Raw genomic sequence first — 26425 nt, 5'->3', positions numbered from 1 at the left:
TCCCTCAGATGCACTTGAAATATTCAAACGGTTCCAGGCAGTCCGTGCAGCGCCATTGCGCCTTGCACGGGGTGGAACCGAACTGGCTCAGTTTTTCCACGTTGGGACTGCCGCAGTGGGGGCAACGCTCGGGACCGCCCGCCGGCTGGGGCGGTGCAATCCCATATTTTTCAAGCTTTTCCCGCCCCTTTTCCGACATCCAGTCGGTGGTCCAGGCCGGATCGAGCTGATTGCGCAGCTCGATCTTCGTCAGCCCCTTGTCCCGCAGAGCGGTCTCAATATCGAGATTGATGATGCTGGTCGCCGGGCAGCCGGAATACGTCGGGGTCACGGTCACCACGCAGGTGTCGTCCTCCCAGTCCACGTTCCGGATGATGCCGAGATCCGCCAGCGTCAGGACAGGAATCTCGGGGTCGGGAACAGCCTCCAGCCATTCCCAGACCTGTTCGGTCGAAGGATGTGCCATCGTCTTGGCCTTTTCTGACCTTTCAGAAACTTACCACTCGCAGCCTGGATAGGCCCGCTGCAGCCACTGCATCTCGCACAGGATATGCCCCAGGTGCTCTGTGTGCATGTAACCGTTCCGGCCACCCTTGTGGGCAAATTTGCCCTCCGGAATGGTCAGCGTCGCATCGGCGAGCACCCGGCCCACCAGTGCGTCGAAATCGGCCCTCAGACCAGAAGGCTCAGGCGCGACACCAGCCGCGGCCATCGCCCGGTCGATGTCGTCGGTCTCGAACATCTCGCCCACATAGGGCCACAGATAGTCGAGCGCCGCCTGCATGCGCTTGTGGCTTTCCGGCGTGCCGTCGCCCAGACCCACCACCGTGTCGGCCGAGCGTTCCAGGTGATAGGCCACTTCCTTCGAAGCCTTCTGTGCGATCGCGCGGACTTCGTCATCGCTCGACTTCAGGAGATGGCCGAGGATGATCGAATGCCAGGCGTCGAACAGGAACTGGCGCATCAGCGTCTGGCCGAAATCGCCGTTCGGCAGTTCGACGAGCAGCACGTTGCGCAGGTCCCAGGCATCGCGCAGGAAGGCCAGGTCATCGGCCGACTTGCCCTCGCCCTGCACCTTGCCGGCGTAGTCCAGCCACATCTTGGTCTGGCCGAGCATGTCGAGCGCGGTGTTGGCGAGCGCGATGTCCTCTTCCAGGATCGGCGAATGACCGCACCATTCCGAAACCCGGTGCCCGAGGATCAGCGTGTTGTCGCCCATCCGCACCAGGAATTCGAAGAGAGCCTTGTTGTCGACGTCAGCCATTACATGTGCCCCACTTCATCGGGAATATCGAAGAAGGTCGGGTGACGGTAAACCTTGCTTTCCGACGGTTCGAAGAACGGACCCTTCTCGCCGGGAGCGGTGGCCGCGATGTGCTTGGCTTCCACCACCCAGATAGAGACGCCCTCATTGCGGCGCGTATAGACGTCACGGGCGTTCTTGATCGCCATCTCGGCGTCGGGAGCATGCAGGGAACCCACGTGACGGTGGCTCATGCCGTGCTGGCCGCGAATGAAGACTTCCCACAGGGGCCATTCGGAGCGGCTCTGTTTCGTTTCGTTGCTCATTGGTGCCTCCTCCTGACTTATTCTGCGGCGATCTTGGCCGCTTCCTTGCGGGCCTGTTTCTTGCGGGCATGGGCCATCAGGCCGTCGCGAACCCATTCGCCGTCTTCCCAGGCACCGACGCGGTCCTTCATTCGGTCCGTGTTGCACGGGCCGTTGCCTTTGAGAACGTTGAAGAACTCGCTCCAGTCCGGATCGCTGAAATCGTAGTGGCCGCGTTCCTCGTTCCACTTGATGTTCGGGTCCGGCAGCTCCAGGCCGAGATAGAGGATCTGCGGCACGGTCTGGTCCACGAACTGCTGGCGCAGCTCGTCGTTGGTCTTGATCTTGATCTTCCAGGCCATGGACTGTTCGGAATGGACGGAATCCTTGTCGGACGGGCCGAACATCATCAGTGCCGGGAACCACAGGCGATTGACCGCGTGCTGGGCCATGCGCTTTTGCTCCGGCGTCCCGAAGGCCATCTTCATGATCGCGCTGTAGCCCTGGCGGGCATGGAAGCTTTCTTCCTTGCAGATACGGATCATGGCGCGGCTGTAGGGCCCGTAGGACGTGCGCTGCAGGGCGACCTGGTTGATGATGGCAGCCCCGTCGACCAGCCAGCCGACCGCGCCGATATCGGCCCAGTTCAGCGTCGGATAGTTGAAGATGGAGGAATATTTCATCCTGCCCGCGTGGAGCATCTCGACCATCTCGTCGCGGCTCACGCCGAGCGTCTCGGCGGCGGAATAAAGATAGAGGCCATGGCCGGCTTCGTCCTGCACCTTGGCCAGCAGGATCATCTTGCGTTCAAGCGTCGGCGCGCGCGTGATCCAGTTGCCTTCCGGCAGCTGGCCGACAACTTCGGAATGGGCGTGCTGGCCGATCTGGCGGATCAGCGTGCGGCGGTAGTCCTCAGGCATCCAGTCCCGCGGCTCGATCTTGATGTCCGCGTCGATCTTTGCCTGAAAGGCGGCTTCTTCGGGGCTCATGTCCTCGCGGGATTTGATGCCGTCCGAAGCGGTCTTGACCATTTGCGCGTACATGCGCCCTCCTCCTCAATTCGCATCCGTGCGACCGGCCAGAGACGAGCTACTCAGCGGGCAAAAACCCATTCGTCGACCGATCGGTCATGAATATATAACGCACAAAGCATCACATAAAAAGTGATTTCTTTTCATTTCTGTGATGCTTCCAATCCGAACCGTCCGAAAGCGGCGGAAACCTCTTGAAAACAGGTCAGATCTCGATGGTATTTCCGGCGATCGTCCGCAACCGCTTGTCGGTCGCCTCGGTACTGGCGGGCAGTATACCGGAAACGCTTTGAAGATGCATGCCCGTATGCCGGTCCGTCTCCGGCGACAGCCGCCGATAGAGGTCGGCAAACAGGGACCGGGCCTCACGTCCCGGCCAGTCCTGAGGAAGAGCCCGAACCGGAAGACGCGGATCGCGCAGGAGCACCAGGCGGTAATCATGGACAAGTATCAGCCGGGCCGCCATTGCATCGGCTCCACGAAGCGGCTCACCGGTGGCCAGATAGTCCGATAGTCGCCGGTAACGATCCAGGAACGTGCCGTAAGCATCGGCCAGCGGGTCCAGCTCCCAGTATCTGGCGGCGAAGGCCGGAAGCTCTTCGTCCCCGGCAACGGTTTCCGCGCGGAACACCGGTCCCGGCAGCCCGCTCTGCGCGGGAACCGCTCTCGGGGACCGGTCCGGCCCGATCAGAAAGGCGCCGGCGACGGCAAAGCCCTGACGCAGGAAGCCGGATTCCTGTTCCGCCGGAGGACGCGGTGCAATGAGAAATCCCTCCGGAGCCGGGTCCGGATCGAACAGGATTCTCGCAGCCTGAAGGAACTCCACCCGCGCCCGGTCCGTCAGCCGATAGAAACTGCGCCGGCCGTCACGTTCGCCGGAAAGCTGGCCGGCCGAGACGAGACGGGATACCGCCGTCCGGACCAGGCTTTCGCTGATTCCGATCGTTCCGCAGACCTCGATCAGGTTGCCCATCCAAAGCACCCCGCCGCGCGGTTCGACGATGTCACCATAAATGGTGACGATGAAAGCGGCCGCCCGCGGCGGCTCGAACCAAAGCTGCTTCAGGACCGCCGGCACTGTCTCCGCGGCGGGCCGTTCCTTATTCCTCAATCGCTGCGTCTCCTGGAGCGGTGTGACGGAAAGGCCCCAAAAGACCCTTTTGCAACGCCGGTTGCAAGAGCAAGGAGCGGAACCGCCCCCACATTCGGTGTCATTACCCGGCGCAGTCCGGGTAATCTACTCATTTCCAGAGTGCTGAAATTCCGGCGCAATAGGAACTGCTTGCGCCAAGCCTTGCGTCTCGATCAGGAACCATCGGCGAAGTGGATTGGATCACCCGGGCTTCGCCGGGTGATGACACTCAACAAGCGGGAAGTCGTTCCCAAAACGCCTCAGACCGCCTCCGGCTGCTCCACCAGCGCACCGCGCCGGCCGATGACCTGGGCGGCAAGGCGGGCGCCGGCTGCGATCGATACCTCAAGGTCCGCACCCTGAAGGTGGCTGGCGAGGAAGGCCGCGTTGAAACTGTCACCGGCGGCCGTGGTGTCGACGACCTCGGGCACCGGCGGCACCTGGAAAGTCCAGGGCACTCCGTCGGCCTGCCACAGGACTTCGCCCGGCCCGTTCTTCACAATCACCAGCGGCACCCCGGCTTCCGAATAACGGTTTGCTGTATCGACCGGACCCACGTCGCCGAAAAACGTTGCCTCGTCCTCGAAAGACGGCAGGACGATATCGCTGACGGCAGCGGCCTCCATGACCGAAGCGCACATGGACTCGACGCTTTCCCACAGACGCAGGCGAAGGTTCGGATCGAAGGCGATTGTCGCTCCTCTCTTGCGGGCGGCTTTGACGGCTTCCAGGAAGCCGCCGCGATGCTCCGTCGGCAGAATGGCAAGCGTGATACCGGAAAAATAGATCACATCCGAAGCCGCCAGAGCCGCATCGAGCCTTGTCCGGTCGCGGGCAAGCTGCCGGGCGGCGGAGTCGGAACGCCAGTAGGAGAAGCTGCGCTCGCCGTCGTTAAGCTGAATAATGTAGAGACCGACGGTGCGATCATCGAAACGCTGGATCAGGTCCGTTCCGATACCGGCATCTTCGAAGAACGCCAGCATCTCTTCCGAAACGGAATCCCGTCCGACCCCGGTCAGGTAGGAGACATCCCAAGCCTCAGGCAGCATCCGGCGCGCGTACCAGGCCGTATTCAGGGTGTCGCCGGCAAAGCCCAGCCGGTAGGTTCCCTCGCCCGTTGGCGCCATTTCGACCATGCATTCGCCGATGGCGAGAAAATTACGCGTCAAGGTCCGGGTCTCCGGCGAAAAATTCGGAATGTTCGCTTCGGATCCTGGGGAGCTGCTCCAGGATCCGGGACAGATGCTTGCGCATCAGCGCGACGGCTTTCTGGATGTCACGACTGCGGATGGCCTCCATAACCTCCACATGATCGTCATACGCATGCTGCGAGCCGAAGGAGAGCGACAGGAACCGAACCCTGTCCATATGCGCCTTGTTCTCGCGGATGAGATCCCAGGCGAAACCGAGACCGGAACGCTCGCAGATTTCGCGGTGGAACTGGTCGTCCAGCTCGTGGAAGGCCTCCGCGTCCTTTGCCTCGATCGCCCGCCGCTGCCCGTCCAGGATAGCGTCGAGCGTCTTGATATCGTCGTCGGTCAGCCGCTCGCAGGCGGTCCGCACTGTTTCCGCCTCAATGGCGCTGCGGACGAAGCGTGCCTGAAATACGGCCTTCTCGGATATCTGCGACACGGTCGTCGCCCGCTGCGGCCGAATCGACAGAAAGCCGAGCTTGGAAAGGCGGTAGAAGGCGTCCCTCACCGGCTGCCGCGACACGCCCAGCGCCTTGGCGACTTCCACTTCCGACATCTTGGTTCCCGGCGGCAGTTCCAGAGAGAGGATCTGCCGGTGCAATTCGTCGAAAACGGTGTCGGCGACCGACGGTCGGTTCAGTGGTTCCAGGACCCGCAAAGGGCTCGTTCCGGTCATACGTTCGCTCCGTTGACTCTATTTGAATACTAGCATATTACTAAACTACGCCGATTGAAAGACCCTTGGGAAAATTGCTGAAAACCAGCAGCGGGTCACGGCGATTGGGAGGATTATCGTGGCATTGTTGCCTCCAGACAGGCTGTTTCCGGCAGATCCGCAGACCCGCGAGATCGCCCGCGCTCTTTACCAGTCGGTCGCGGACAAGCCGATTATCAGCCCGCACGGCCACACGGATCCGCGCTGGTTTGCGGAAAACAGGCCTTTTGCCGATCCCGCCCAATTGTTCATTACACCCGACCACTACGTCTTCCGCATGCTGTTTTCCCAGGGCATCAGCCTTGAAAGCCTCGGCGTCCCGCGTGCCGACGGCGGATGGACGGAGACCGACGGCCGCAAGATCTGGCGCATTTTCGCCGAGAATTATTACCTTTTCCGCGCCACCCCCTCGCGCATGTGGCTGGATCATGCCTTCCAGGAAGTGTTCGGAATGACCACCCCCGTTTCCGCGGCGACGGCGGACGAAACCTACGATCACCTTGCCGACTGCCTGACTCGACCAGAATTTACCCCTCGCGCATTATTCAATCGATTTAATATCGAGGCAATCGCGACCACGGAAAGCCCTCTCGATGATCTGCGATGGCACAGGTTGATCCGCGACAGCGGCTGGGACGGGCGGGTGATCACCGCCTACCGGCCTGATCCGGTCGTTGATCCGGAATTTGCCGGCTTTACCGAAAACGTCGAACAGCTCGGCGTCCTCACCGGCGAGAACACGATCACATGGACCGGCTACCTTCAGGCCCACCGCATCCGCCGCGCCTATTTCAAGGAATTCGGAGCGACCTCTTCCGACCATGGCCACGCCACCGCGCGCACCGAAAACCTGCCCCTGGCAGAAGCCGCTGCCCTGTTCGACAAGGCGCTCAAAGGCACCTGTACGCCGGATGAGGCCGACGCCTTCCGCGGCCAAATGCTCACTGAAATGGCCCGTATGAGCCTGGAGGACGGGCTTGTCCTGCAGATCCATCCGGGCAGCTACCGCAATCATTCCGGTCCGATGGCGGCCGCCTTCGGCCGCGACAAGGGCTTCGATATCCCAACCCGCACCGATTATGTCCGCGCGCTAAAGCCGCTCCTGGACGCGGTCGGGCTGGAACGGGACCTGACGATCATTCTCTTCACCCTGGACGAGACCAGCTACGCCCGTGAGCTGGCGCCGCTGGCCGGCGTCTATCCGGCCCTGAAGCTCGGTCCGGCGTGGTGGTTCTACGACAGCCCGGAAGGCATGCGCCGGTTCCGGGAAATGACGACCGAAACGGCCGGATTCTACAACACCGTCGGCTTCAACGACGACACCCGCGCCTTCTGCTCCATCCCTGCCCGCCACGATGTGGCTCGCCGGGTGGACAGCGCCTATCTCGCAACCCTGGTCGCCACGGGGCGACTTGCGGAAGACGAGGCATATGAGGTCGCAATTGACCTCGCTTACCGGCTTGCCAAGCAAGCCTACCGGCTCTGATGAGCCAATTTCATGGGAGGAAAGTCATGAAACCGGTAAAAACCCTGGCCGCAGCGCTCCTGGCGAGCGTGGCCTTTGCAACGACAGCGATGGCCTGCGAAGTCACCCTGAAGTCTTCGGATACCCATCCGGACGGTTATCCGACGGTCGAAGCCGTCAAGTACATGGGCAAGCTCGTGGAGGAGCGCACCGATGGACGCGTGTGCGTCGAGGTGTTCCATTCCGCACAGCTCGGCGAGGAAAAGGACACAATCGAACAGACCAAGTTCGGCGTCATCGACCTGAACCGCGTCTCCATGGGGCCGTTCAACAACCTGGTGGAGGAAACCAAGGTCGTCTCCCTGCCCTATATCTTCAAGTCGGTCGACCACATGCACAATGTGATGGACGGACCGATCGGCGACGACATCCTGGCGGCCTTCGAGCCGCACGGCTATGTGGGCCTTGCCTTCTATGACGGCGGATCGCGCAGCTTCTACAACAAGGTCAAGCCGATCAAGTCGATCGATGACCTGAAGGGCATGAAGGTCCGCGTCATGCAGTCCGACATTTTCGTCGACATGATGTCCGCACTCGGCGCCAACGCCACGCCGATGCCTTATGGCGAGGTCTACTCATCCATCCAGACCGGCGTCATCGACGGCGCGGAAAACAACTGGCCGTCGTTCGAGTCCTCCGGTCACTACGAAGTCGCGGGCTACTACACGCTCGACGAACACCTGATCGTTCCGGAAGTACTGGTCATGTCCAAGATCTCCTGGGACAAGCTCTCCCCGGAAGACCAGGCGATCGTCCGTCAGGCCGCAAGGGACTCCGTGCCGGAAATGCGCAAGATGTGGGTCGCCCGTGAGAAGGCCTCCGAGGAAAAGGTCCGCGCGGCCGGTGTCGAAATCGTCACAGAGATCGACAAGGAGCCGTTCATGGCAGCCATGGACACGGTCTACGAAAAGCACGTCACCTCCGACAAGCTGAAGGACCTGGTCGCCCGCATCCGCGCGACCGACTGACAGCCAGCTCTCCCTCCCATGGCGGCCTGTCCGCCATGGGATACCTTGGGGAGCTCACTTGCGGAGACTATCGTGCAGGACAGTATGAAATTCATAGCGCGGCTCACCGGCCGGATCGCGCGGCTCGCCTTGTGGCTGGCTGGAGCGGGCCTGATCCTGATGACCGCCTTCATCTCGGCCCAGGTCTTCTTCCGTTATGTTGTCAATGACTCTCTTGTCTGGAGCGAGCCGGCCGCCGTCATCCTGATGGGCTGGTTCATCTTTCTCGGTGCCGCCGTCGGCATCCGCGAAGGCTACCATCTCAGCTTCGATGTTCTGCTCTATTTCCTGCCCGAGAACGTGAAGCTCTGGCTCTACAGCATTTCCGACCTTGTGGTGGTCGCCTTCGGTGCCGGCATGGTCTGGTTCGGTTCGGAGCTCGCCTTGTCGGCATGGAACGTCAAGTTGCCTTCCTTAGGCGTTTCCGGCGCGATCGACTTCCTGCCCCTCGTGGGCGGCGGGGTTCTGGTCGTGCTGTTTTCCCTTGAACGCCTGGCCCGTCGTCTGGCCGGCCTGCCCACCGCCCGCTTCGGCGAAACCGATCTTGTCGAGGAGTGACAGGGATACCCATGGAAACCTTCGTCCTGTTCGGAACCTTCGTCTTCCTGCTCCTGATCGGTACGCCCGTCGCCTTCTGCCTGGGCGTCGCCTCCTTCGCCACGGTTCTCTACATTGGCCTGCCGCCTGTGGTCGTTTTCCAGCGCCTGAATTCCGGAGTCTCGGTCTTCGCGCTGATGGCAATTCCGTTCTTCATCTTCGCTGGAGAACTGATGGTGCGCGGTGACATTGCCCGCCGCCTCGTGGCGCTTGCCGGCGCCCTGGTCGGCAACATGCGCGGCGGCCTCGGTCAGGTGAATATCGCAGCTTCCCTGCTCTTCGGCGGCATTTCCGGCTCTGCCGCAGCGGATGCGACCGCCATTGGCGGGCTGATGATCCCGCAGATGGAAAAGAAGGGCTACAGCGTCGAATACGGCGTCAACATCACCGTGACTTCGGCGATCATCGCGCTGATGATCCCGCCGTCCCACAATATGATCATCTATTCGATCTCGGCCGGTGGCCGGCTCTCCATCGCCGACCTGTTCACCGCCGGCATTCTGCCCGGGTTCATTCTGGCGATTTCCCTGATGACGACCGCCTGGTTCGTTGCCAAAAGAGCGGGCTATCCGACCGAGACGTTTCCGGGGTGGGGCATGGTCGGCGCCATGTTCATCAACGCCATTCCCGGCATCCTTTTGATCGCGATCATCTTCGGTGGTGTCCGCTCGGGCGTCTTCACAGCGTCGGAAAGCTCCTGTATCGCTGCCGTCTACGCACTGGCCGTCACCGCCATCGCCTACCGCACCATGAACTGGCACGGCTTCGTGGAGGCGACCAAGGCGGCCGTCAGGACCACGGCCATGGTGCTGCTGGTGATCGGCTGCGCGGCCTCCTTCGGCTGGCTGCTGGCGTTCCTGCGCATCCCCGCCGAACTGGTCTCCTTCCTGAAGCAGGTGTCGGACAATCCCCTGGTCATCCTGTTCATGCTCAACGTGGTCCTTCTTTTGCTCGGCACATTCATGGACATGTCGCCGCTGATCGTAATCACCACGCCGATCTTCCTGCCCGTCGCCACCGCCTTCGGCGTCGATCCGATCCATTTCGGCGTAATCCTGGTGCTGAACCTCGGCATCGGCCTGTGCACGCCACCAGTCGGCACGGTTCTCTTCGTTGGCTGCGCGGTCGGCAGGATCTCCGTCTGGCAGGCGATCCGGACGATCTGGCCGTTCTACGGCGCGGCCGTCTTCACGCTGCTGCTGGTGACCTACGTGCCGTTCCTGTCCCTGTGGCTGCCGTCCCTGTTCCACTGAGGTTTTCCGATGAAGACAAATGCCAGCCGCCTGAAAACCTATCCGCAAGTCGCCGCCGATCCGGGCGTCCTCCGCCAGGTCCTGAGCGAAAGCCCGGAGCTGATGGTCGTTTCCTTCCGCTTCGAGGAAGGCGCCGAAGGCAAGCTGCACAACCACCCTCATGTGCAATCGACCTACGTGCAGTCGGGCCGCTTCGCCTTCACCGTCGCCGGCGAGGATATCGAGGTCGGCCCGGGTGACAGTTTCGTGATCCCGTCGAACGCGATGCATGGCTGCCGCTGCCTGGAACCGGGCACCCTGATCGATACGTTCACGCCCCGGCGGGACGATTTCCTGTAACCGAACTTGAAAAGAGGCTCGAACATGCTGACCGTCGAAACCCGTCACGCCATCGACCCGAACAGCGCGAAGGCGCTCGATACCGATGGATTACGCTCGCACTTCCTCGTCGACGGCATGTTCAAGTCCGGCGAAATCCGCCTGGCCTACACCCACTACGACCGCATGATCGTTGGCGCCGCCGTTCCGGATGGCTCGGACCTGGTCCTCGACGAGGTGAAGGAATGCGGCACGAAAACGATCCTCGACCGGCGCGAGATGGCCATCGTCAATATCGGAGAGGACGGCGCCGTCAGCGCGGGCGGCGAGACCTACAGCCTCGGCCACGGCGACGTGCTCTATCTGCCGATGGGCTCCGGCCCGGTCACCTTCTCCGGCAAGGGCCGCTACTACATTGCCTCGGCGCCGGCGCACCGGGCCTTTCCCGCCCGTCTTATCCGGCTGGAAGATGCCAAAAAGATGCGCCTCGGCGCGCCGGAAACGGCGAACGACCGCACCATCAACCAGTTCGTCCATCCGGAAGTCATGGAGTCCTGCCAACTCGTGCTCGGCTACACGCAGTTTCACGGCGGCTCGGTCTGGAACACCATGCCCGCCCATGTCCACGACCGGCGCATGGAAGCCTATTGCTATTTCGACATGGCGCCCGACACCCGGGTCTTCCACTTCATGGGCAAGCCGGATGAGACCCGCCACATCGTCATGAAAAACGAGGAAGCTGTGGTCTCCCCGCCATGGTCGATCCATTGCGGCGCGGGAACCGGCAGCTATACCTTCATCTGGGCCATGGCCGGCGACAATATCGACTACCGGGACATGGATATGGTTGCGATGGAGGATCTGCGTTGAACCCGTTTTCTTTGGAAGGCAAGACCGCGCTCGTCACGGGAGCGAATACCGGCATCGGTCAGGCGATCGCCGTGGCACTCGGACGGGCAGGAGCCGCGGTCATCTGTGCCGGGCGCCGGTCCTGCGCCGAAACCGTAAGCCAGATACCTACGGCGAAGGAACTCATCCTCGACCTGTCGGACCCGATGGCGGCGAAGGACGTCTTTTCCGCGGAACCGGTCGACATTCTGGTCAACAACGCCGGCATCATCCGCCGGGCGGATGCGGTTGACTTCACCGAAGCAGACTGGGACGCGGTCATGGACGTCAACCTGAAAGCGGCGTTCTTCAACTGCCAGGCCTTCGGCAAGGCCGTCCTGGACCGGAAGGCTACGGGCAAGATCGTCAACATCGCCTCGGTGCTGTCCTTCCAGGGCGGCATCCGCGTGCCCTCCTACACAGCCGCCAAGCACGGGCTTGCCGGCCTGACCAAGCTGCTCGCCAATGAATGGGCGGCAAAGGGCATCAACGTGAACGCCATCGCCCCCGGCTATATCGCCACCAACAACACCGAGGCCCTGCGCAACGATCCCGACCGCAACCAGGCGATCCTCGACCGGATTCCGGCGGGCCGCTGGGGCGAGCCGGACGATATCGGCGAAGCCGCCGTCTTCCTTGCATCCCCGGCCGCGAAATACATCCACGGCACCATTCTCAATGTGGACGGAGGCTGGCTTGCCCGCTGAACTGCAACAGGTCCTGCCCAGACTTCACCGCTCTTCCGCACCGAAGCCGGAGCCCGGCATCGTGCATCTGGGGCTCGGCGCCTTCTTCCGTGCCTTCGGCGCCATCTATATCGAGGACGCTGTGAACGCCTCCGGAGGCGACTGGGGCATTGTCGGCGTCAGCCTGCGAAGCCCGGACACCCGCGACCGGCTCGCGCCCCAGGACTGGGCCTACACCTCCGTCGAACTCGCACCGGACGGCGAAAAGCTGCGCCAGGTGGAAATCGTCCGTGAGGTTCTGGTTGCTCAGGAGGATCCGCAAGCGGTTCTTGACCGGATGGCCGACCCGGCGATCCGGATCGTCAGCCTCACCGTCACCGAAAAGGGCTATTGCCACGATCCGGCGACCGGCCGGCTTAATCCCAACCATCCCGACATCGTTCACGATCTGGAAAATCCCCTTCCTGTCTCCGCTCCCGGGTTTCTGGTCCGGGCTCTTCAGCGGCGGCGCGCCGCGGGCCAGTTCCCGTTTACGGTCCTGACATGCGACAACCTCCCTGGGAACGGCATGCTGGTCCGCGGCATCGTGCTCGACTTCGCCAGAAGGCTCGATCCGGCGCTCGCCGACTGGATCAAGGCGGAGGCACGGTTTCCTTCCACCATGGTCGACCGGATCACGCCCGCGACCAAGCCGGAGGATATCGACCGGTTGGCGGAGACGACCGGTGTCCTCGACGAGGCACCGGTCCTTCACGAACCCTTCCGCCAATGGGTCGTGGAAGACGACTTCGTGCGCGGCTACGGCAAAGACGCCCGTCCCGATCTGGCGTCATCCGGCGTGGAGATGGTCGAGGACGTCACGCCCTACGAGCACATGAAGCTCAGGATGCTGAACGGCACCCATTCCTCGCTTGCCTATCTGGGCTATATGGCCGGCCATGAGACCATCGCCGAGACGGTCGCCGATCCGGTCTTTGCCATCTTCGTCAACCGGCTGTGGCGCGAGGAAATCATACCATCCGTCGCCCCTCCGGCGGGCATCGATCTCGGCGACTACGCGAAAGCGCTGTTCGACCGCTACGCCAATCCGGCGATCCGCCACCGCACCTGGCAGATCGCCATGGACGGAAGCCAGAAGCTACCGCAACGCATCCTGGGAACCATTGCCGACGATCTAAGATCGGCACGTCCCTGCCCCGGCCTGATCCTCGCCGTTGCCGCCTGGATGCGCTATGTCGGCGGCGTCGACGAGAAGGGCCAGGCAATCGAAGTCCGGGATCCGCTGGCAGATCGGCTGCGCGCGCTGTCCGACGGCGGAGAGACGCCTGAAGCAAAGGTGGCGGCCCTGCTCTCGGTCCGCGAAATCTTTGACGCCGAACTGGCCGAACACCTTGTCGGCCCGTTGACCCGGGCGTATCGCGCCCTGCTGGCGCTTGGAACCCGCAAGGCGCTGGAGACACTGGCATGAAGGAAAGCTGGCGCTGGTACGGTCCCCTGGACAGGATTGACCTTAGCGAAATCGCCCAGACCGGAGCGGGCGGCATTGTCACCGCCCTGCATGAAATCCCCTATGGCGAGGTCTGGACACGGGAAGCGATCGCATCCCGCAAGGCGGCAGTCACGCAGGCCGGGTTCGACTGGACCGTGGTGGAAAGCCTGCCGATCCACGAACGCATCAAGCGCAATGACGGTGACCTGTCGGGGTTATTCGCCAATTACCGCCAGTCGATGGCCAATCTGGCCGCCGAAGGCATCACCACCATCTGCTACAACTTCATGCCGCTGCTCGACTGGACCCGCACGGACCTTGCGGCCCCCCTTGCCCGAGGCGGCACCTGCCTGCGCTTTTCTGCACCGAAGATGGCAGCACTAGAGTTGTTCATGGTCGAGCGCGAAGAAGCGGCGAAAGACTATCCCGACTGCGTCCTCCACGAAGCGAAGCGCTGGTTCGACGCCTCCTCGGAAGCGGACCGGGCCAAGCTGATGCATGCGGTCATGTCGGGTCTTCCCGGCGCTTACGACCGCTACGATGTGCAAGGCCTGAAAACCGCTTTGAAACTCTATGACGGTGCCGACAGTGCGGTTCTGCGCAGCCATCTGAAGCGTTTCCTGGACGAGGTCATTCCCGCTGCGGAAGATCTCGGCATGCGGTTCTGCATTCACCCCGACGACCCGCCGCGCGACATTCTCGGCCTGCCGCGCATTGTCTCCGACGCCGACGACATCGGCTGGATCCTGGCGGCGCATGACAGCCCGGCGAACGGCCTGACGCTCTGCGCGGGATCGCTGGGCGCCAATCCGGCAAACGACGTTCCCGCCATCGCCCGCCGGTTCGCCGACCGCATCCATTTCGCGCACCTCCGAAATGTGAAGAAAGACGCGGACGGGTCGTTTGAAGAAGCCGCCCACCTTGCCGGCGATACGGATATGGTGGATCTTGTCGCAGCCCTTCTGGAGGAGGAAGGCCGCCGCCGAGAAGCGGGACGCCCCGACCGGGAAATCCCCTTCCGCCCGGACCACGGCCACGAACTTCTGGGAGATGACGAACGCGGAACCCATCCCGGTTACCCCCTGATCGGCCGCATGCGCGGACTGGCCGAACTGCGCGGCGTGATCGCGGGCCTGACCTACAAACGAGTTGCCTGATGAACGAAGCCCAGCCGATTACGCTTCACCCTTCCGATACCGTCGCCATCCTGCCGTCGAAGGTGGCGAAGGGCAGCGATCCGCTTGCCACCGGCAACCCGCTGCCCGTTGCCGTGGCCGGCGGCCACAAGATCGCCCGTGCGACCCATCAGGTCGGCGACAGCATCGTCAAATACGGCCAGATCATCGGCACGGCAACGCAGGCCATCGCGCCCGGCGATCATGTCCATACACACAACTGCGCGTTTTCCGCCCACGACCAGGATTATCAGATAGGCGTGGATCTGGACGCCGCCCGCGCCGCGATACCTCAAGCCGCGCCGCGAACCTTCATGGGCTACCGGCGGGACAACGGCCAGATCGGTACCCGCAACTACATCGCGCTCTGCGCCACGGTGAACTGCTCGGCGACCGTCATCCGCCGGGCCGCCTTCGAGCTGGAGAATTCCGGCGCGCTCGAGCCTTATGACAACGTCGATGGCGTCGTCGCCTTCGCCCATGGCACCGGCTGCGGCATGGCGGCAAGCGGCCGCGGTTTCGAGATGCTTCAGCGCGTGCTCTGGGGCCATGCCACCCATCCGAATGTGGGCGCTGCGGTCTTCGTCGGTCTCGGCTGCGAGACCATGCAGGTTGCCCGCATGAAGGCGGTTTATGGCGACGACCGGGCCGACCGCTTCCACGGTCTGACCATTCAGGACACCGGCGGCACCCGCGCCACCATCGAGGCGATCAAGGCCATGGTTCTGGAGTTGCTGCCCGAGGTGAACCGGATCACCCGCACCCCCTGCCCGGCCTCCGATCTCAAGGTCGCCCTGCAATGCGGCGGCTCGGACGGCTATTCCGGCATCACCGCCAATCCGGCGCTCGGCGCCGCTTCGGATTTGCTGGTCGCTCTTGGCGGCACGGCCATTCTCGCAGAAACGCCGGAGATCTACGGCGCGGAACAGCTGCTCCTGCGCCGGGCCGTCAACAACGACGTCGCGCAGAAGCTGATCGGCCAGATCCGCTGGTGGGAACGCTACACGGAAATGAACGACGGCAGCATGGACAACAACCCGAGCCCCGGCAACAAGGCCGGCGGGCTGACCACGATCCTGGAAAAATCGCTGGGGGCGGCTGCCAAGGGCGGCGCAACGCCGCTTGCCGCCGTCTACGACTATGCCGAACAGGTGAGTGCACCCGGTTTCGTCTTCATGGACACGCCGGGATACGACCCGGTCTCCGTCACCGGCCAGATCGCCGGCGGGGCGCAGGTCACGGTCTTCACCACCGGCCGCGGCTCCGCTTTCGGCTCAAAACCCGCCCCGACCCTCAAGCTCGCCACCAACGATGCCCTGTTCAACGCCATGCCCGACGATATGGACCTCAACTGTGGCGATGTCCTGAGCAAGGGCGTACCCGTTGCCGACAAGGGTGCCGAAATCCTCGACCGGCTCCTGGCGCTTGCCTCGGGCGAGAAGAGCAAGTCGGAACTGCTCGGCCTCGGCGACCACGAATTCGTCCCCTGGCAGGTCGGCGCTGTTATGTGATCTCAGGATCCTTGCCCTTCTCCGTCATGCCACGGCTCGACCCACTGATGTCCGGTTTAAGTTTGACTGAATATGGCAATCCGCTTGATCTGAGAGTTTGTTGTTATCCCAGCGAAGGCTGGGATCCAGTATTCTATTGAATCTGCTATCTTTTCCACTCGCAGACCACACTGAGTACCGGATCCCGGTCTTGCCGCTACCGCGCCAAACCGGGATGACAAATGGGGAGACCATCGCGTGTCTCTAAGCCGAACGATCTGAAATTCTTCAATCTTTCAAATAAGATATATGAGAAGTCCAATATTAAGCTGGACAGCAATGGGCTCGACCATGGCATCCATGCCGTTCCCTCACGATACGGACCCGCTTTGCCTTGGGACACGGCAACGGCATGGATCCTCGGGTCAAGTCCGAGGACGACGGGCTGAGGTTGGGCAAAGTGCGTCGAGACCTTTCAGCGCCAACCGTACCGTTTGGGACGTTCCTCGCCTGTACAAGCTTCCAGTTCCCCGATAAGGAGACGAAACGCCTCCCAGGCACCCCTTTTCCCGTCCCGCCCTCATTGCAGCAGCGGTAGACGGATATCCGGAGACAGAGACGGAATGAACGGCAAGACCTCCGCCGACTGGAAGCCCTATGTCGCCCTGCTTTTCATGCCGCTGTTCTTTACGTCCAACCTGATCTTCGGCCGGGCGGCGACCTCCGCAGTTGAGCCCTGGACACTGGCCTTCCTGCGCTGGACCTTCGCCTTCCTCCTGCTTCTGCCATTCACCGGCATGGACATCCTGCGCCATGCGAAGCTGCTCAAGGCGCAATGGAAGACCGTGACCCTTCTCGGGCTCCTCGGCATGTGGATCTGCGGCGCGCTGGTCTATTACGCCCTGCACTTCACCACGGCGACCAACGCGACGCTGATCTATACGTCGTCGCCGATCCTGATCCTGCTGATGGAATGGATCTTCCGCGGCCGGCGCATGGGACTCCGCGAAAGTATCGGGGTTTGTTTTGCAATGGCCGGCGTGGTGCTGATCATCGTTAAGGGCAGCCTCTCGGTTCTCCTAGGGCTTTCCTTCAACGTGGGCGACCTGATCATCGGCTTTTGCGCCCTGAGCTGGGCAGGCTACTCGGTGCTTCTAAAGCGCAGCGTCTTTGCGCAAGTGCCGACCCTTACCCTGTTTGCCGTCGTAGCAGGTGCCGGTGCCCTCACGCTGTTTCCCTTCATGGTCTGGGAAGTCAAAGCCCAAGAGACCTTTCCGACGAGCTTCGAGGCCTGGCGCTCGATCGCAGGCATCGTGATCTTCGCCTCACTGGCAGCCTTCTCCCTGTTCCAGTATGGCATCAAGACCGTCGGACCGTCGGTGACCGGCCTGTTCATGTACCTGCTGCCGCCCTACGGCGTGCTCATGGCCGTGGTCTTTCTGGGCGAAGACCTGCAGCCCTATCATTTCGCCGGCTTCGTGCTGGTCATGGGCGGCCTGATCCTGGCGACGGCGCCGGTCGATCTCCTGCGCCGTCTTAAGACCAGATTTGCGGGCTAGAGCATCGGGCACCTACTCCCATTCCATTTCGGTGAACACCTTCTGGGCGTTGCGCTTGGCGAGGGTGTCGAAATTCTCCAGGTGGGAAAAGGCCGACTGGTCGACATCGACCGAGCCGATGATGTCGCCGCCATCGTCGATGTGGGCACGGATCTTGTCACGCAGGTTGGCGAGATAGTCATAGGTGTCGGCTTTTGCCTTCGCGAGCGTCGTCGGGTCGCCGTGACCGGGTACCACATGCACCGGATCCAACGCCTCGATGGCTTCGAACGAGGCCATCCAGCCGGCCGAATTCGACACCTCCAGGACCCCAAGCAACCGTTCTGTGAAGACGACATCTCCGGCAAAGACGACCTTGTCGTCCGGCAGCCAGACGAAGCTGTCGCCCGGCGTATGCGCCGGACCGGCATGGACGATCCGGATCTCCCGTCCGCCGACGAAGAGGGTCAGGTCTTCAGCGAACGTCTCCTGAGCATAGACCGGCTCGGTTCCTTTGAGGCTGTCGCCGATCAGTTGCGACAGCATGGTCTGTTCCATGGAGGCGCGGGCCTTCTGGTCCTCAACAGCTGCTTCGGAGGCGATCAGCCGTGCGCCGCGGGCGGCCCAGTAGCTGTTTCCGAGCCAACGGTGATCCTGACCGCCGCTATCGATCACCACCTTGACCGGCTGATCGGTGATAGCTTTGATCGCCGCCTCAATTTCCTCCGCGCCCTTGTAGCTGCCGCCGGCATCCACGAGCACGACACCGTCCTCGGTCACGACCACGCCGAAGGTAGCATTGTTGGCGTAATTCTCTGGCGAGCGCTGGCCTTTGTCTCCGACCAGTGCATAGACCGTATCGGTCACCTTGACCGTCTTCAGCCCGGCCAGAGCCGGGCCTGAAACAACGAGAAACACCGCCCCGACAACGGCGCGAAACAACGGGGATACCTTCATTTGCGGACTTTCCTCCTCCCAACTTTCATGAACGTGAAAGTCGTCTCTGGAGGCCGCGCGGTCAATCGGGGCAGACAATCGGCCGCATAGGGGTAATCCCGGACCTCGCCCGACCCGCCCGTCAAGCGTCCTCTTTCTGCATTTCCAAAGCCTGTTGGCGCAGGGCGAATTTCTGTACCTTGCCGGTGGCCGTGCGCGGCAGTTCCCGGAAGATGATCCTGCGCGGCAGCTTGAAACCGGCCAGATGGTCCCGGCAGAAGGCGATGATGTCCTCCTCGGTGGGATCGTCGCCCTCCGCGTCGTTCAACTGGATGAAGGCCCAGGGAGTCTCGCCCCATTTGGGATGGGGAGCCGCAACGACGGCTGCAAGCAATACCCGCGGATGCCTGTGCAGGACGCTTTCCACCTCCAGGCTGGAGACGTTTTCGCCCCCGGTGATGATGATATCCTTGGCCCGGTCGCGGATCTCCATGGCCCCGTCCGGATGAACGACAGCCAGGTCGCCCGTGTGGAACATGCCGCCCTCGAAGGCGATCGAGGTCGCCACCGGATCGGCGTGATAGCCGCCCATGATCGACGGTCCGGACAGCATGATCTCGCCCATGTCGATCCCGTCCTGGGTCACCGGCGTGCCATCTGAGCGCCGGACCTCGACACGGATGCCTGACGGCAGACCGTGCCCCTGGCGCGCGGAAAAAGCCGCCCGGACGGCCGCCGATTCCTGTTCGATCACAGGATCGGGCAGCATGCCGGTCGCCGGACCATAGCTTTCCGTCAGGCCGTAAAGATGAACGAGGCTGAAGCCGAGCGCATCCATGCGTTCGATCAGCGCCGATGTCGGCGCCGCCCCGCCCGTGGCGACATGCACCGGGTGTTCCGGGCGGAAATCGCCCTGCTTCTCAAGCCGTTCCAGCATCATGTAAAGCACGACCGGGGCACAGGCCATGTTGGTCACGTTGAATTCCTTGAGGGCCGCCACGATCTCAGCCGGATCGACCCCTTCCAGGCAGACATGGGTGCCGCCCGCTGCCGTCACCGCCCAGGTGTGGGACCAGCCGTTGCAGTGAAACATCGGCAGGGTCCAGAGATAGGTCACCGAGCGATCGAACCCGAGCGCCAGGGTGTTGTTGAGCGCGTTGATGTAGGCGCCGCGGTGATGATAGATCACGCCCTTGGGCGAGCCGGTGGTGCCCGACGTGTAGTTGATGGCAATCGGCTGCCACTCGCTCTTCACCCGGTCCATGAACGGCCAGTCAGCGGTCGTCCCCTTCCCGTCCAGCAAATCGAGAGGCTCACCCGGCCCCTCCTCGTTTTCCGGACGCAGACAATAGAGCGGGACGTCGCCGCAGGCTTCTGCGACCTGCTCCACACAAGCCTTGTCGGCGATGACCGCCTGCGCGCTGCAATGGTCGAGAATGTAACGGATCGTCTCCACATCGAGGCGGGTGTTGATCGTGTTGAGCACCGCGCCCAGCATGGGCACGGCGAAATGGGCGGCAAGCATTTCCGGACGGTTTGCGGACACGATCGAGACCGTATCGCCCGGCCCGATACCGCGCTCGTCCAGGGCGCCCGCGATGCGCCGGACGAGATCGCCGAATTCCCGATAGGTCCAGCGACGCTCGCCATGGGCCACGGCGAGTTTGTCCGCATAGACAATGATCGACCGGTCCAGCAGTGACAGCGGCGACAGCGGCACGCCATTGGCCGCATTCGGCTCGACTGTGGACGGTAAACGCATGAGAAAACTCCTGTTTGGGACAAAAAACTGAACGAGCATATCGGCAAACGACCGGCCCGAAGGCCGGCCGAAGCACCTCTACAGGGTAGGAAGCCGAGCCGCTTCGATCAACCTGCCTCAGGCAATGAATGGTCGGCGTAGATCTGCCTGAGCGTCAGTTTCGAGACCTTGCCGGTTGCCGTCAGCGGCAGCGTGTCGACGAAGATCACGTCGTCGGGGACCTGCCATTTGGCGAGCCCCTTGGCCAGATGGGCCAGGATCTTTTCCTTGTCCGGAGTGGCCCCTTCGGCGGGAACGACGATCAGCAGCGGCCGCTCGTCCCATTTCGGATGGGGCACGGCGATCACCGCACAATTGGCCACATCCGGATGGGCGATCGCCATGTTTTCCAGATCGATGGAACTGATCCACTCCCCGCCCGACTTGATCAGGTCCTTGGCCCGGTCGGTGATGGTCAGGAACCCGTCCGGGCTGATGGATGCAACATCTCCGGTTCGGAACCAACCCTCCGCATCGAAGGCGGCCTCCGAGGCTTCCTGGTTGTTGAAATAGCCGGAGACGACCGTATTGCCGCGCACGAACAATTCGCCGGTCGCGACCCCGTCATGGGGCTGGCGCTCGCCGTTGGCATCCACGATCTTCAGGTCGACGCCGAAGGTGCGCCGCCCCTGCGTCGACTTCAGATCGATCTGCTTTTCCTTCGGCAGATCGGTCAGCGGCGGCGCCAGAGAGCCTTGCGTGCCGATCGGGCTCATCTCGGTCATACCCCAGGCATGGCAGACGGAAACGTTCAGGTCCTCGAATGCCTCGATCATGCTGCGCGGTGCCGCCGATCCGCCGATGATCACCTCACCGAAGCCTTCGGGAATACGGCCGTGCTTGCGGATCTCGCCGAGCAGGCCGAGCCACACCGTCGGCACGCCCCAGGCGGAAAACACCTTCTGCTCGTCCATCAGCTTATAGAGGCTGGCCCCGTCCAGACTGGGGCCGGGAAAAACGATCGACGCCCCGGTGAGCGGTGCCGAGTAAGGCAACCCCCAGGCATTGACATGGAACAGGGGCACGACAGGCAGGATCCGCCGGCCCGGGCGCAGGCAATCGAGGAACGACACGCCCGCCATCAGCGCATGCATCACCGTGGAGCGGTGGGTGTAAAGCGCGCCCTTGGGATGGCCCGTCGTGCCGGAGGTATAACATAGGCTCGACGCGGTCTCCTCGGAAAACTCCGGCCACTCGTAATCGCCGGTCTCCGGCTCTACCAGTTCCTCGTAGCAGAGTGCGCCGGGCAGTTTCGTCTCGGGCATATGCGCCCGGTCGGTCATGATGATGAAGCGCAGGTCCTTGGGCAGATGATCCAGGATCGCCTCGACCAGCGGTACGAAGGTCAGGTCCAGGCAGAGGATCCTGTCTTCCGCGTGGGAGACGATGTAGCTCATCTGCTCTACAGAAAGCCGCGGATTGATCGTGTGGCAGACCGCACCGATGCCGGAAATCGCATAGTAAAGCTCGAAATGGCGATAGCCGTTCCAGCCAAGTGTCGCAATGCGCTGTCCCGGCGTTACGCCGAGGCGCAACAGCGCCTGCGCCAGCTTGCGGGCGCGAAGGGCCGCATCCTTGTAGGTGTAGCGATGAATACCGCCTTCGACCGTGGCTGAAACGATTTCCGCGCTGCCGTGCACATCTTCCGCAAAAGTCAGGATATCGGCGATCCTGAGCGGACGGTTCATCATCATGCCATGCATGTTATGTCTCACTCCCTGCCGCCCGCACAGTTTGAGACACCTGAGCGTCCTCCGGCGGCTGTTCCTCCTCGTTCGTGCCGCCCTCAGCTCTCTTGGGAGCCTGTCTTTCCTCCAGGACGGCAATTGCATAGTGCCAACGCTTCGCACCTTCCTGCAAGCACTTGTCGCAGCTAAAGTTTCGATGGCGGGGGAGAAATTGGAAACAGCCAGGAATTAGCCCGTCAGGACGCGACCTTGCCACCCTGCAGCAGGGCCAGCATGCCCGACAGGATCTTCACCGGCGGCGGGGGGCAGCCAGGAACGTGCAGGTCGACCGGAATGACCTCGGAGACGCCACCGACCACGGCGTAGCTGCCGGCAAAGCAACCGCCATCAAGGGCGCAGTCGCCGACGGCAACGACCCATTTGGGCGCGGGCGTGGCGTCATAGGTCCGCTTCAGCGCCTCGCGCATGTTCTTTGTCACCGGCCCGGTCACCATCAGCACATCCGCGTGGCGCGGCGAGGCGACGAAGCGCAGACCGAAACGCTCGATGTCGTAAAAGGCGTTGTTGAGCGCATGGATTTCCAGCTCGCAGCCGTTGCAGGAGCCCGCATCGACCTCGCGGATCGACAGGCTGCGCCCGAGGCTCTGGCGCGCCTGTTTCCCGAGTGTCTCGGCCAGTTCGATCATCGCCGCCTCGTCCGCCGTCGGCGGCGCTTCGGTGAGGGTCGGCTTGATCAGGCTTTCGAGCAGGAGCTTGCGCATAACGGACCTACAGATCGTGACCGGAATAGGAGCAGTTGAACGATTTGTTGCACAGCGGGAAGTCGGCAATGATATTGCCCTCGATCACCGCTTCCAGCAGAGGCCACTGGAACCAGGACGGATCGCGCATATGGCAACGCTCGATCAGGCCGTTGCCGCCGATCCTGAGCCAGACCAGAATATCGCCCCGGAAGCCTTCCACGAGCGCAAGCCCTTCGTGGGGAACGGAAACCGCTACTGACTCTGCGAAAACAGACCCTTCCGGCATTTCTCTCAGAATCTGCTCAAGCAGCGACAGGCTCTGCTCCACCTCCCGGATGCGGATCCAGACACGGGCATCCACATCACCCGCATCCAGAACCGGAACTTCAAAGGAAAGCCGGTCATAGGGCGGATAGGTCAGCGCGCGCCTTGTATCGAAACGGCGGCTGGATGCTCGGCCGACGAAGCCGCCGGCGCCAAAGCGTTTGGCAAGAGCCGGATCCAGCCGCCCGGTGGAAACCGTCCGGTCCTGCAGGGAGGCCGTGTTGTCGTAGAGGTTGACCAGAGCCGGAAAACGCTGGCGGATTTCGGCAAGTGCCGCCCGGATCGCAGCGATCCCATCGTTATCCAGGTCGGCGATGACACCGCCCGGAACAATCAGGTCGCGCATCAGCCGGTGGCCGAAGGCGACATCGGATGCGCGCAGGACCCGTTCGCGGAGCACGCCGCAATGGGCGAGCATCAGCGCGAAGGCGGCGTCGTTGCAGATCGCACCAATATCGCCCAGATGATTGGCCAGCCGTTCCAGTTCCGCCATCAGCGCCCGCAGCCAGACCGCGCGCTCCGGCACATTCATATTCAGCGCGTCTTCGACAGCGCGCGCGAAGGCAAGCCCATAGGCGACCGTACTGTCGCCGGAGGTTCGTGCAGCGAGGCTGGCGGCCTCGGCAGGGCTCTTGCCGGCCATCAGCCCCTCGATCCCCTTGTGCACGTAGCCGAGCCGTTCCTCCAGGCGGACCACCGCCTCGCCGTTGCCGGTGAAGCGGAAATGGCCAGGCTCGATGATGCCGGCGTGGACCGGCCCAACCGGAACCTGATGCAGTCCCTCGCCTTCGACGGGAAGGAAACCGTAAACGTCGCCCTCGCCCGCGTCCGGCACCGCCTTTCCAAGCGGCTGACGCACACCCCAGCGGCCATGGTCGAGCCAGTGGCGTGCATCCGGGCAATCGCGCGGCACAAGGCCGAACAGGTCCCGTGCGGCCCGCTCCGGCCTTTGCGCGGCCGCGTGGTATTGGCCGACGGAAGGATAGCTGCCGTTCGGACAGGCAAGCGCGAGGACGGCGATCTCGCGCGTTGCCTCGTCGAGCACTGCCATGCGGATCTTGTCCATGTCGCCCCACAGGCCGAGCAGGACGGCCGTCTCACCGCCAAGTGCCTCGGCCACCTGCGTCCATTCGGCCTCGCTGGCCTTATGGCTCCGCCAGATATCACCGGCACCCGCTTCACCGGTTTTGAGGATCGAGGTCCAGAAGGCTGTCATGATCGGCTGTCCCCCTCCCTCACCCAAGTATGCCGGCAATGTGCTGGAACCAGCCCACCAGTGCCGGTGGCAGATAGAGGCCCGCGACCAGCACGAGCGCCAGATGGGCAAAGAGCGGCACGTAGGAGGCCTGGGCCGGTGCCGTGCTGCCCGTGGGTTCACCGAAGGCAATGCCGGTGATACGCAGAAGCAGCGCACCGAAGGCCACCAGCAGCCCGAAGACCAGCGGAATGGCCAGGAGCGGCTGGACCGCGAAGGTCGAGCTCACGATCAGGAATTCGCTCATGAAGATGCCCATCGGCGGCAGACCCGCGATGGCCACCACCCCGACCAGTAGGCCCCAGCCGAGCGCCGGATGGGTTTCGGTCAGGCCGCGAAGCTCGGAAATCCGCTGCGTGCCCTTGATCTGGGCCACATGGCCGACCGCATAGAAGATCGCCGACTTTGTCAGGCTGTGCATCACCATGTGCAGGAGCCCGGCGAAATTGGCGAGCGGCCCGCCGAGACCGAAGGCGAAGACGATGATGCCCATGTGTTCGATGGAGGAATAGGCGAACAGCCGTTTGATGTCCTGCCGCCGGTAGAGCATGAAGGCGGCAAAGATCAGTGACAGCAGTCCCATCGTCATCATCAGCGGACCGGGACTGATGGCGTCCGGATTGGCCGCCAGCAGGATCTTGAACCGAAGCACCGCATAGAGCGCCACGTTCAGGAGCAGGCCGGACAGCACCGCGGAGATCGGCGTCGGCCCTTCGGCGTGCGCGTCGGGCAACCAGGCATGGAGCGGCGCGAGGCCGACCTTGGTGCCGTAGCCCAGCATCAGGAAGATAAAGGCAAGATTGAGCAGGGCCGGATCGAAGACGGCGGCGTGTTCCACCAGCAGGGTCCAGATCATAGCGTCTTCGCCCTCGCCGATATGAGGGCGCGCGGCCAAATAGACGAGGATCGTGCCGAACAGGGCAAAGGCGATGCCGACGCTGCCGAGCAGGAAATATTTCCACGCTGCTTCCAGCGCCTCATGGGTGCGGTAGATGCCGACCATCATCACCGTGGTCAGCGTGGCCAGCTCCACCGCCACCCACATCAGGCCGATGTTGTTGGCCACGAATGCCAGGTTCATGCCGAACATCATGACTTGGTACATGGCGTGGTAGAAGCGCAGGTTGGCCGTCGTCAGCCGCCCGGTCTCCAGTTCGTGGGCGATATAGCTGGCGCTGAACAGGCTGGCGGTGAAGCCGACGAATGTGTTCAGCACGATGAAGACGATGTTGAGATCGTCGACGAACAGATAGGATCCGGTTTCCGGCCGCTTCGTGACGAACAGCGCCAGAGCCGCGAGCAGCGTCAGCAGGCTGGCAAGTACGTTGAGCCGCGCCGCGATCCGGTAGCCCGGCAGCGCGGCGAGGACCACAGCGGCGGCGACCGGAATGACGAGAACGGCAATCTCGGGCTGGAACGGAAGGGAGATCATCGGCGCTCTCCCCTGAAACTGTCCAGCGCGCCGACATCCACCGTGTCGAACCGCTCGCGGATGCGGAACAGGAAGATGCCAATGACGATGAAGGCGATGACGATGGAAAAGGCGACGCTGATCTCGACCACCAGCGGCATGCCGCGCGCACCGGTCGCCGCCAGGATCAGGCCGTTTTCAAGGGACATGAAACCGATCACCTGACTGACCGCATTGCGGCGCGTGACCATGACCAGCAGGCCGAGCAGCAGCACCGACAGGGCAAAGGCGAGATCCTCGCGCGCCAAAGGGTCGGCCTCCGGCGTGATGCGCAGGATCACCACCATGGACAGCGCCACCAGGCCCATGCCGGCCAGCATGGTCGGGCCGATGCCGACGACGGTCTCGATGTCGCGATGAATACCCAGCCGGCGCACGATCCGGTGCAGCACCAGCGGAATGACGATCGCCTTGAAGCCGAGCGCGATCGCGGCGGTGACATAGAGATGCGGCGCATGCTGGACCTGTGCCTGCCAGGCGACCGACAGTGTCAGGACCAGGGCGTGCAGCGCATAGACGTTGATCAGGGCGGAGAGCCGGTCCTGATAGAGCATCATGAAACTGACGAGAACCAGCCCGCCGGCCAGGAGATGCGCGATATCGAAACTTAAACTGGTCATCG

25 protein-coding genes are annotated in these 26425 nt (G+C 62.8%); 11 read left to right on the top strand and 14 right to left on the bottom strand.

The features are described 5' to 3' along the window. Positions 1-4: 4 nt before the first annotated feature. The 7 genes from paaD to ACN0SO_RS23905 all read right to left on the bottom strand — a co-directional run bounded on the left by paaD (position 5) and on the right by ACN0SO_RS23905 (position 5580). The gene (gene paaD, locus ACN0SO_RS23935; RefSeq protein WP_417681853.1) at positions 5-466 is read right to left on the bottom strand and encodes a 1,2-phenylacetyl-CoA epoxidase subunit PaaD; all 462 of its coding nucleotides are present in this window, start codon (positions 464-466) and stop codon (positions 5-7) included. Between the two features lie 30 nt (positions 467-496). Continuing rightward, positions 497-1264: a 1,2-phenylacetyl-CoA epoxidase subunit PaaC gene (paaC, locus tag ACN0SO_RS23930; RefSeq protein ID WP_417681851.1), complete on the bottom strand. Its 768-nt coding sequence runs from the start codon at positions 1262-1264 to the stop codon at positions 497-499. Next, positions 1264-1569, bottom strand: a complete 306-nt coding sequence (gene paaB, locus ACN0SO_RS23925) for a 1,2-phenylacetyl-CoA epoxidase subunit PaaB (protein ID WP_417681849.1) — start codon at positions 1567-1569, stop codon at positions 1264-1266. The genes paaC and paaB overlap by 1 nt, the downstream gene beginning before the upstream one ends. Positions 1570-1586: 17 nt before the next feature. Continuing rightward, entirely contained in the window at positions 1587-2591 is a 1005-nt protein-coding gene (gene paaA, locus ACN0SO_RS23920; protein WP_417681847.1) for a 1,2-phenylacetyl-CoA epoxidase subunit PaaA, read from the bottom strand. Between the two features lie 193 nt (positions 2592-2784). Continuing rightward, positions 2785-3690, bottom strand: a complete 906-nt coding sequence (locus ACN0SO_RS23915; RefSeq protein WP_417681845.1) for a PaaX family transcriptional regulator C-terminal domain-containing protein — start codon at positions 3688-3690, stop codon at positions 2785-2787. 281 nt (positions 3691-3971) lie between these two features. After that, positions 3972-4880 (bottom strand): sugar kinase, encoded by a 909-nt coding sequence (locus tag ACN0SO_RS23910; RefSeq protein WP_417681843.1) that lies wholly within the window; start codon positions 4878-4880, stop codon positions 3972-3974. Then, a complete protein-coding gene (locus ACN0SO_RS23905; protein WP_417681841.1) occupies positions 4870-5580 on the bottom strand; it encodes a GntR family transcriptional regulator in 711 nt (236 codons plus the stop codon). Before ACN0SO_RS23905 ends, ACN0SO_RS23910 begins: the two co-directional genes overlap by 11 nt. Positions 5581-5698: 118 nt before the next feature. On the opposite strand from ACN0SO_RS23905, the gene uxaC reads away from it, so the two are divergent. From uxaC to ACN0SO_RS23850, 11 genes are all read left to right on the top strand, one after another. Beyond that, positions 5699-7105, top strand: coding sequence for a glucuronate isomerase (gene uxaC / locus ACN0SO_RS23900; protein WP_417681839.1), 1407 nt, complete (start codon positions 5699-5701; stop codon positions 7103-7105). A gap of 26 nt (positions 7106-7131) precedes the next feature. Next, positions 7132-8112 (top strand): TRAP transporter substrate-binding protein, encoded by a 981-nt coding sequence (locus tag ACN0SO_RS23895; RefSeq protein ID WP_417681837.1) that lies wholly within the window; start codon positions 7132-7134, stop codon positions 8110-8112. Positions 8113-8196: 84 nt separating this feature from the next. Further along, on the top strand, positions 8197-8709 hold the full coding sequence (locus ACN0SO_RS23890) for a TRAP transporter small permease (protein ID WP_417681874.1): 513 nt from the start codon (positions 8197-8199) through the stop codon (positions 8707-8709). A gap of 11 nt (positions 8710-8720) precedes the next feature. Then, positions 8721-10001 (top strand): TRAP transporter large permease, encoded by a 1281-nt coding sequence (locus tag ACN0SO_RS23885; protein ID WP_417681835.1) that lies wholly within the window; start codon positions 8721-8723, stop codon positions 9999-10001. Between the two features lie 9 nt (positions 10002-10010). Then, positions 10011-10340 carry a cupin domain-containing protein gene (locus tag ACN0SO_RS23880; protein WP_417681833.1) on the top strand — a complete coding sequence of 110 codons (330 nt, stop codon included), beginning with the start codon at positions 10011-10013 and terminating at the stop codon, positions 10338-10340. Between the two features lie 24 nt (positions 10341-10364). Continuing rightward, complete coding sequence (gene kduI / locus ACN0SO_RS23875) at positions 10365-11189, top strand: 5-dehydro-4-deoxy-D-glucuronate isomerase (protein WP_417681831.1); 825 nt, start codon at positions 10365-10367, stop codon at positions 11187-11189. Then, the gene (gene kduD / locus ACN0SO_RS23870) at positions 11186-11914 is read left to right on the top strand and encodes a 2-dehydro-3-deoxy-D-gluconate 5-dehydrogenase KduD (protein WP_417681829.1); all 729 of its coding nucleotides are present in this window, start codon (positions 11186-11188) and stop codon (positions 11912-11914) included. Before kduI ends, kduD begins: the two co-directional genes overlap by 4 nt. Then, positions 11886-13361: a mannitol dehydrogenase family protein gene (locus tag ACN0SO_RS23865; RefSeq protein ID WP_417681827.1), complete on the top strand. Its 1476-nt coding sequence runs from the start codon at positions 11886-11888 to the stop codon at positions 13359-13361. Before kduD ends, ACN0SO_RS23865 begins: the two co-directional genes overlap by 29 nt. Beyond that, positions 13358-14539: a mannonate dehydratase gene (gene uxuA, locus ACN0SO_RS23860; RefSeq protein WP_417681825.1), complete on the top strand. Its 1182-nt coding sequence runs from the start codon at positions 13358-13360 to the stop codon at positions 14537-14539. The genes ACN0SO_RS23865 and uxuA overlap by 4 nt, the downstream gene beginning before the upstream one ends. Further along, positions 14539-16068, top strand: a complete 1530-nt coding sequence (locus ACN0SO_RS23855) for a UxaA family hydrolase (protein ID WP_417681823.1) — start codon at positions 14539-14541, stop codon at positions 16066-16068. The genes uxuA and ACN0SO_RS23855 overlap by 1 nt, the downstream gene beginning before the upstream one ends. 602 nt (positions 16069-16670) lie before the next feature. Further along, on the top strand, positions 16671-17606 hold the full coding sequence (locus tag ACN0SO_RS23850; protein ID WP_417681821.1) for a DMT family transporter: 936 nt from the start codon (positions 16671-16673) through the stop codon (positions 17604-17606). Between the two features lie 12 nt (positions 17607-17618). Here ACN0SO_RS23850 and ACN0SO_RS23845 read toward each other — a convergent pair whose 3' ends face one another. The 7 genes from ACN0SO_RS23845 to ACN0SO_RS23815 form a co-directional block, all read right to left on the bottom strand. After that, entirely contained in the window at positions 17619-18542 is a 924-nt protein-coding gene (locus ACN0SO_RS23845; protein ID WP_417681819.1) for an MBL fold metallo-hydrolase, read from the bottom strand. A gap of 121 nt (positions 18543-18663) precedes the next feature. Beyond that, positions 18664-20283 carry an AMP-binding protein gene (locus ACN0SO_RS23840; RefSeq protein WP_417681817.1) on the bottom strand — a complete coding sequence of 540 codons (1620 nt, stop codon included), beginning with the start codon at positions 20281-20283 and terminating at the stop codon, positions 18664-18666. Between the two features lie 107 nt (positions 20284-20390). Beyond that, a complete protein-coding gene (locus ACN0SO_RS23835; RefSeq protein ID WP_417681816.1) occupies positions 20391-22037 on the bottom strand; it encodes a long-chain-fatty-acid--CoA ligase in 1647 nt (548 codons plus the stop codon). Between the two features lie 209 nt (positions 22038-22246). Continuing rightward, positions 22247-22771 carry an NADH-quinone oxidoreductase subunit B family protein gene (locus ACN0SO_RS23830; RefSeq protein ID WP_417681814.1) on the bottom strand — a complete coding sequence of 175 codons (525 nt, stop codon included), beginning with the start codon at positions 22769-22771 and terminating at the stop codon, positions 22247-22249. A 7-nt stretch (positions 22772-22778) separates the two neighbouring features. Next, positions 22779-24293 carry a nickel-dependent hydrogenase large subunit gene (locus ACN0SO_RS23825; protein ID WP_417681812.1) on the bottom strand — a complete coding sequence of 505 codons (1515 nt, stop codon included), beginning with the start codon at positions 24291-24293 and terminating at the stop codon, positions 22779-22781. Between the two features lie 19 nt (positions 24294-24312). Further along, positions 24313-25764, bottom strand: coding sequence for a hydrogenase 4 subunit F (locus tag ACN0SO_RS23820; RefSeq protein WP_417681810.1), 1452 nt, complete (start codon positions 25762-25764; stop codon positions 24313-24315). After that, positions 25761-26423, bottom strand: a complete 663-nt coding sequence (locus tag ACN0SO_RS23815) for a hydrogenase-4 component E (RefSeq protein ID WP_417681808.1) — start codon at positions 26421-26423, stop codon at positions 25761-25763. Before ACN0SO_RS23815 ends, ACN0SO_RS23820 begins: the two co-directional genes overlap by 4 nt. Positions 26424-26425 lie beyond the last annotated feature (2 nt).

Source organism: Roseibium sp. (genome assembly GCF_048260565.1).
Classification (GTDB): domain Bacteria; phylum Pseudomonadota; class Alphaproteobacteria; order Rhizobiales; family Stappiaceae; genus Roseibium.
This window is presented reverse-complemented; position numbering and strand designations above follow the sequence as displayed.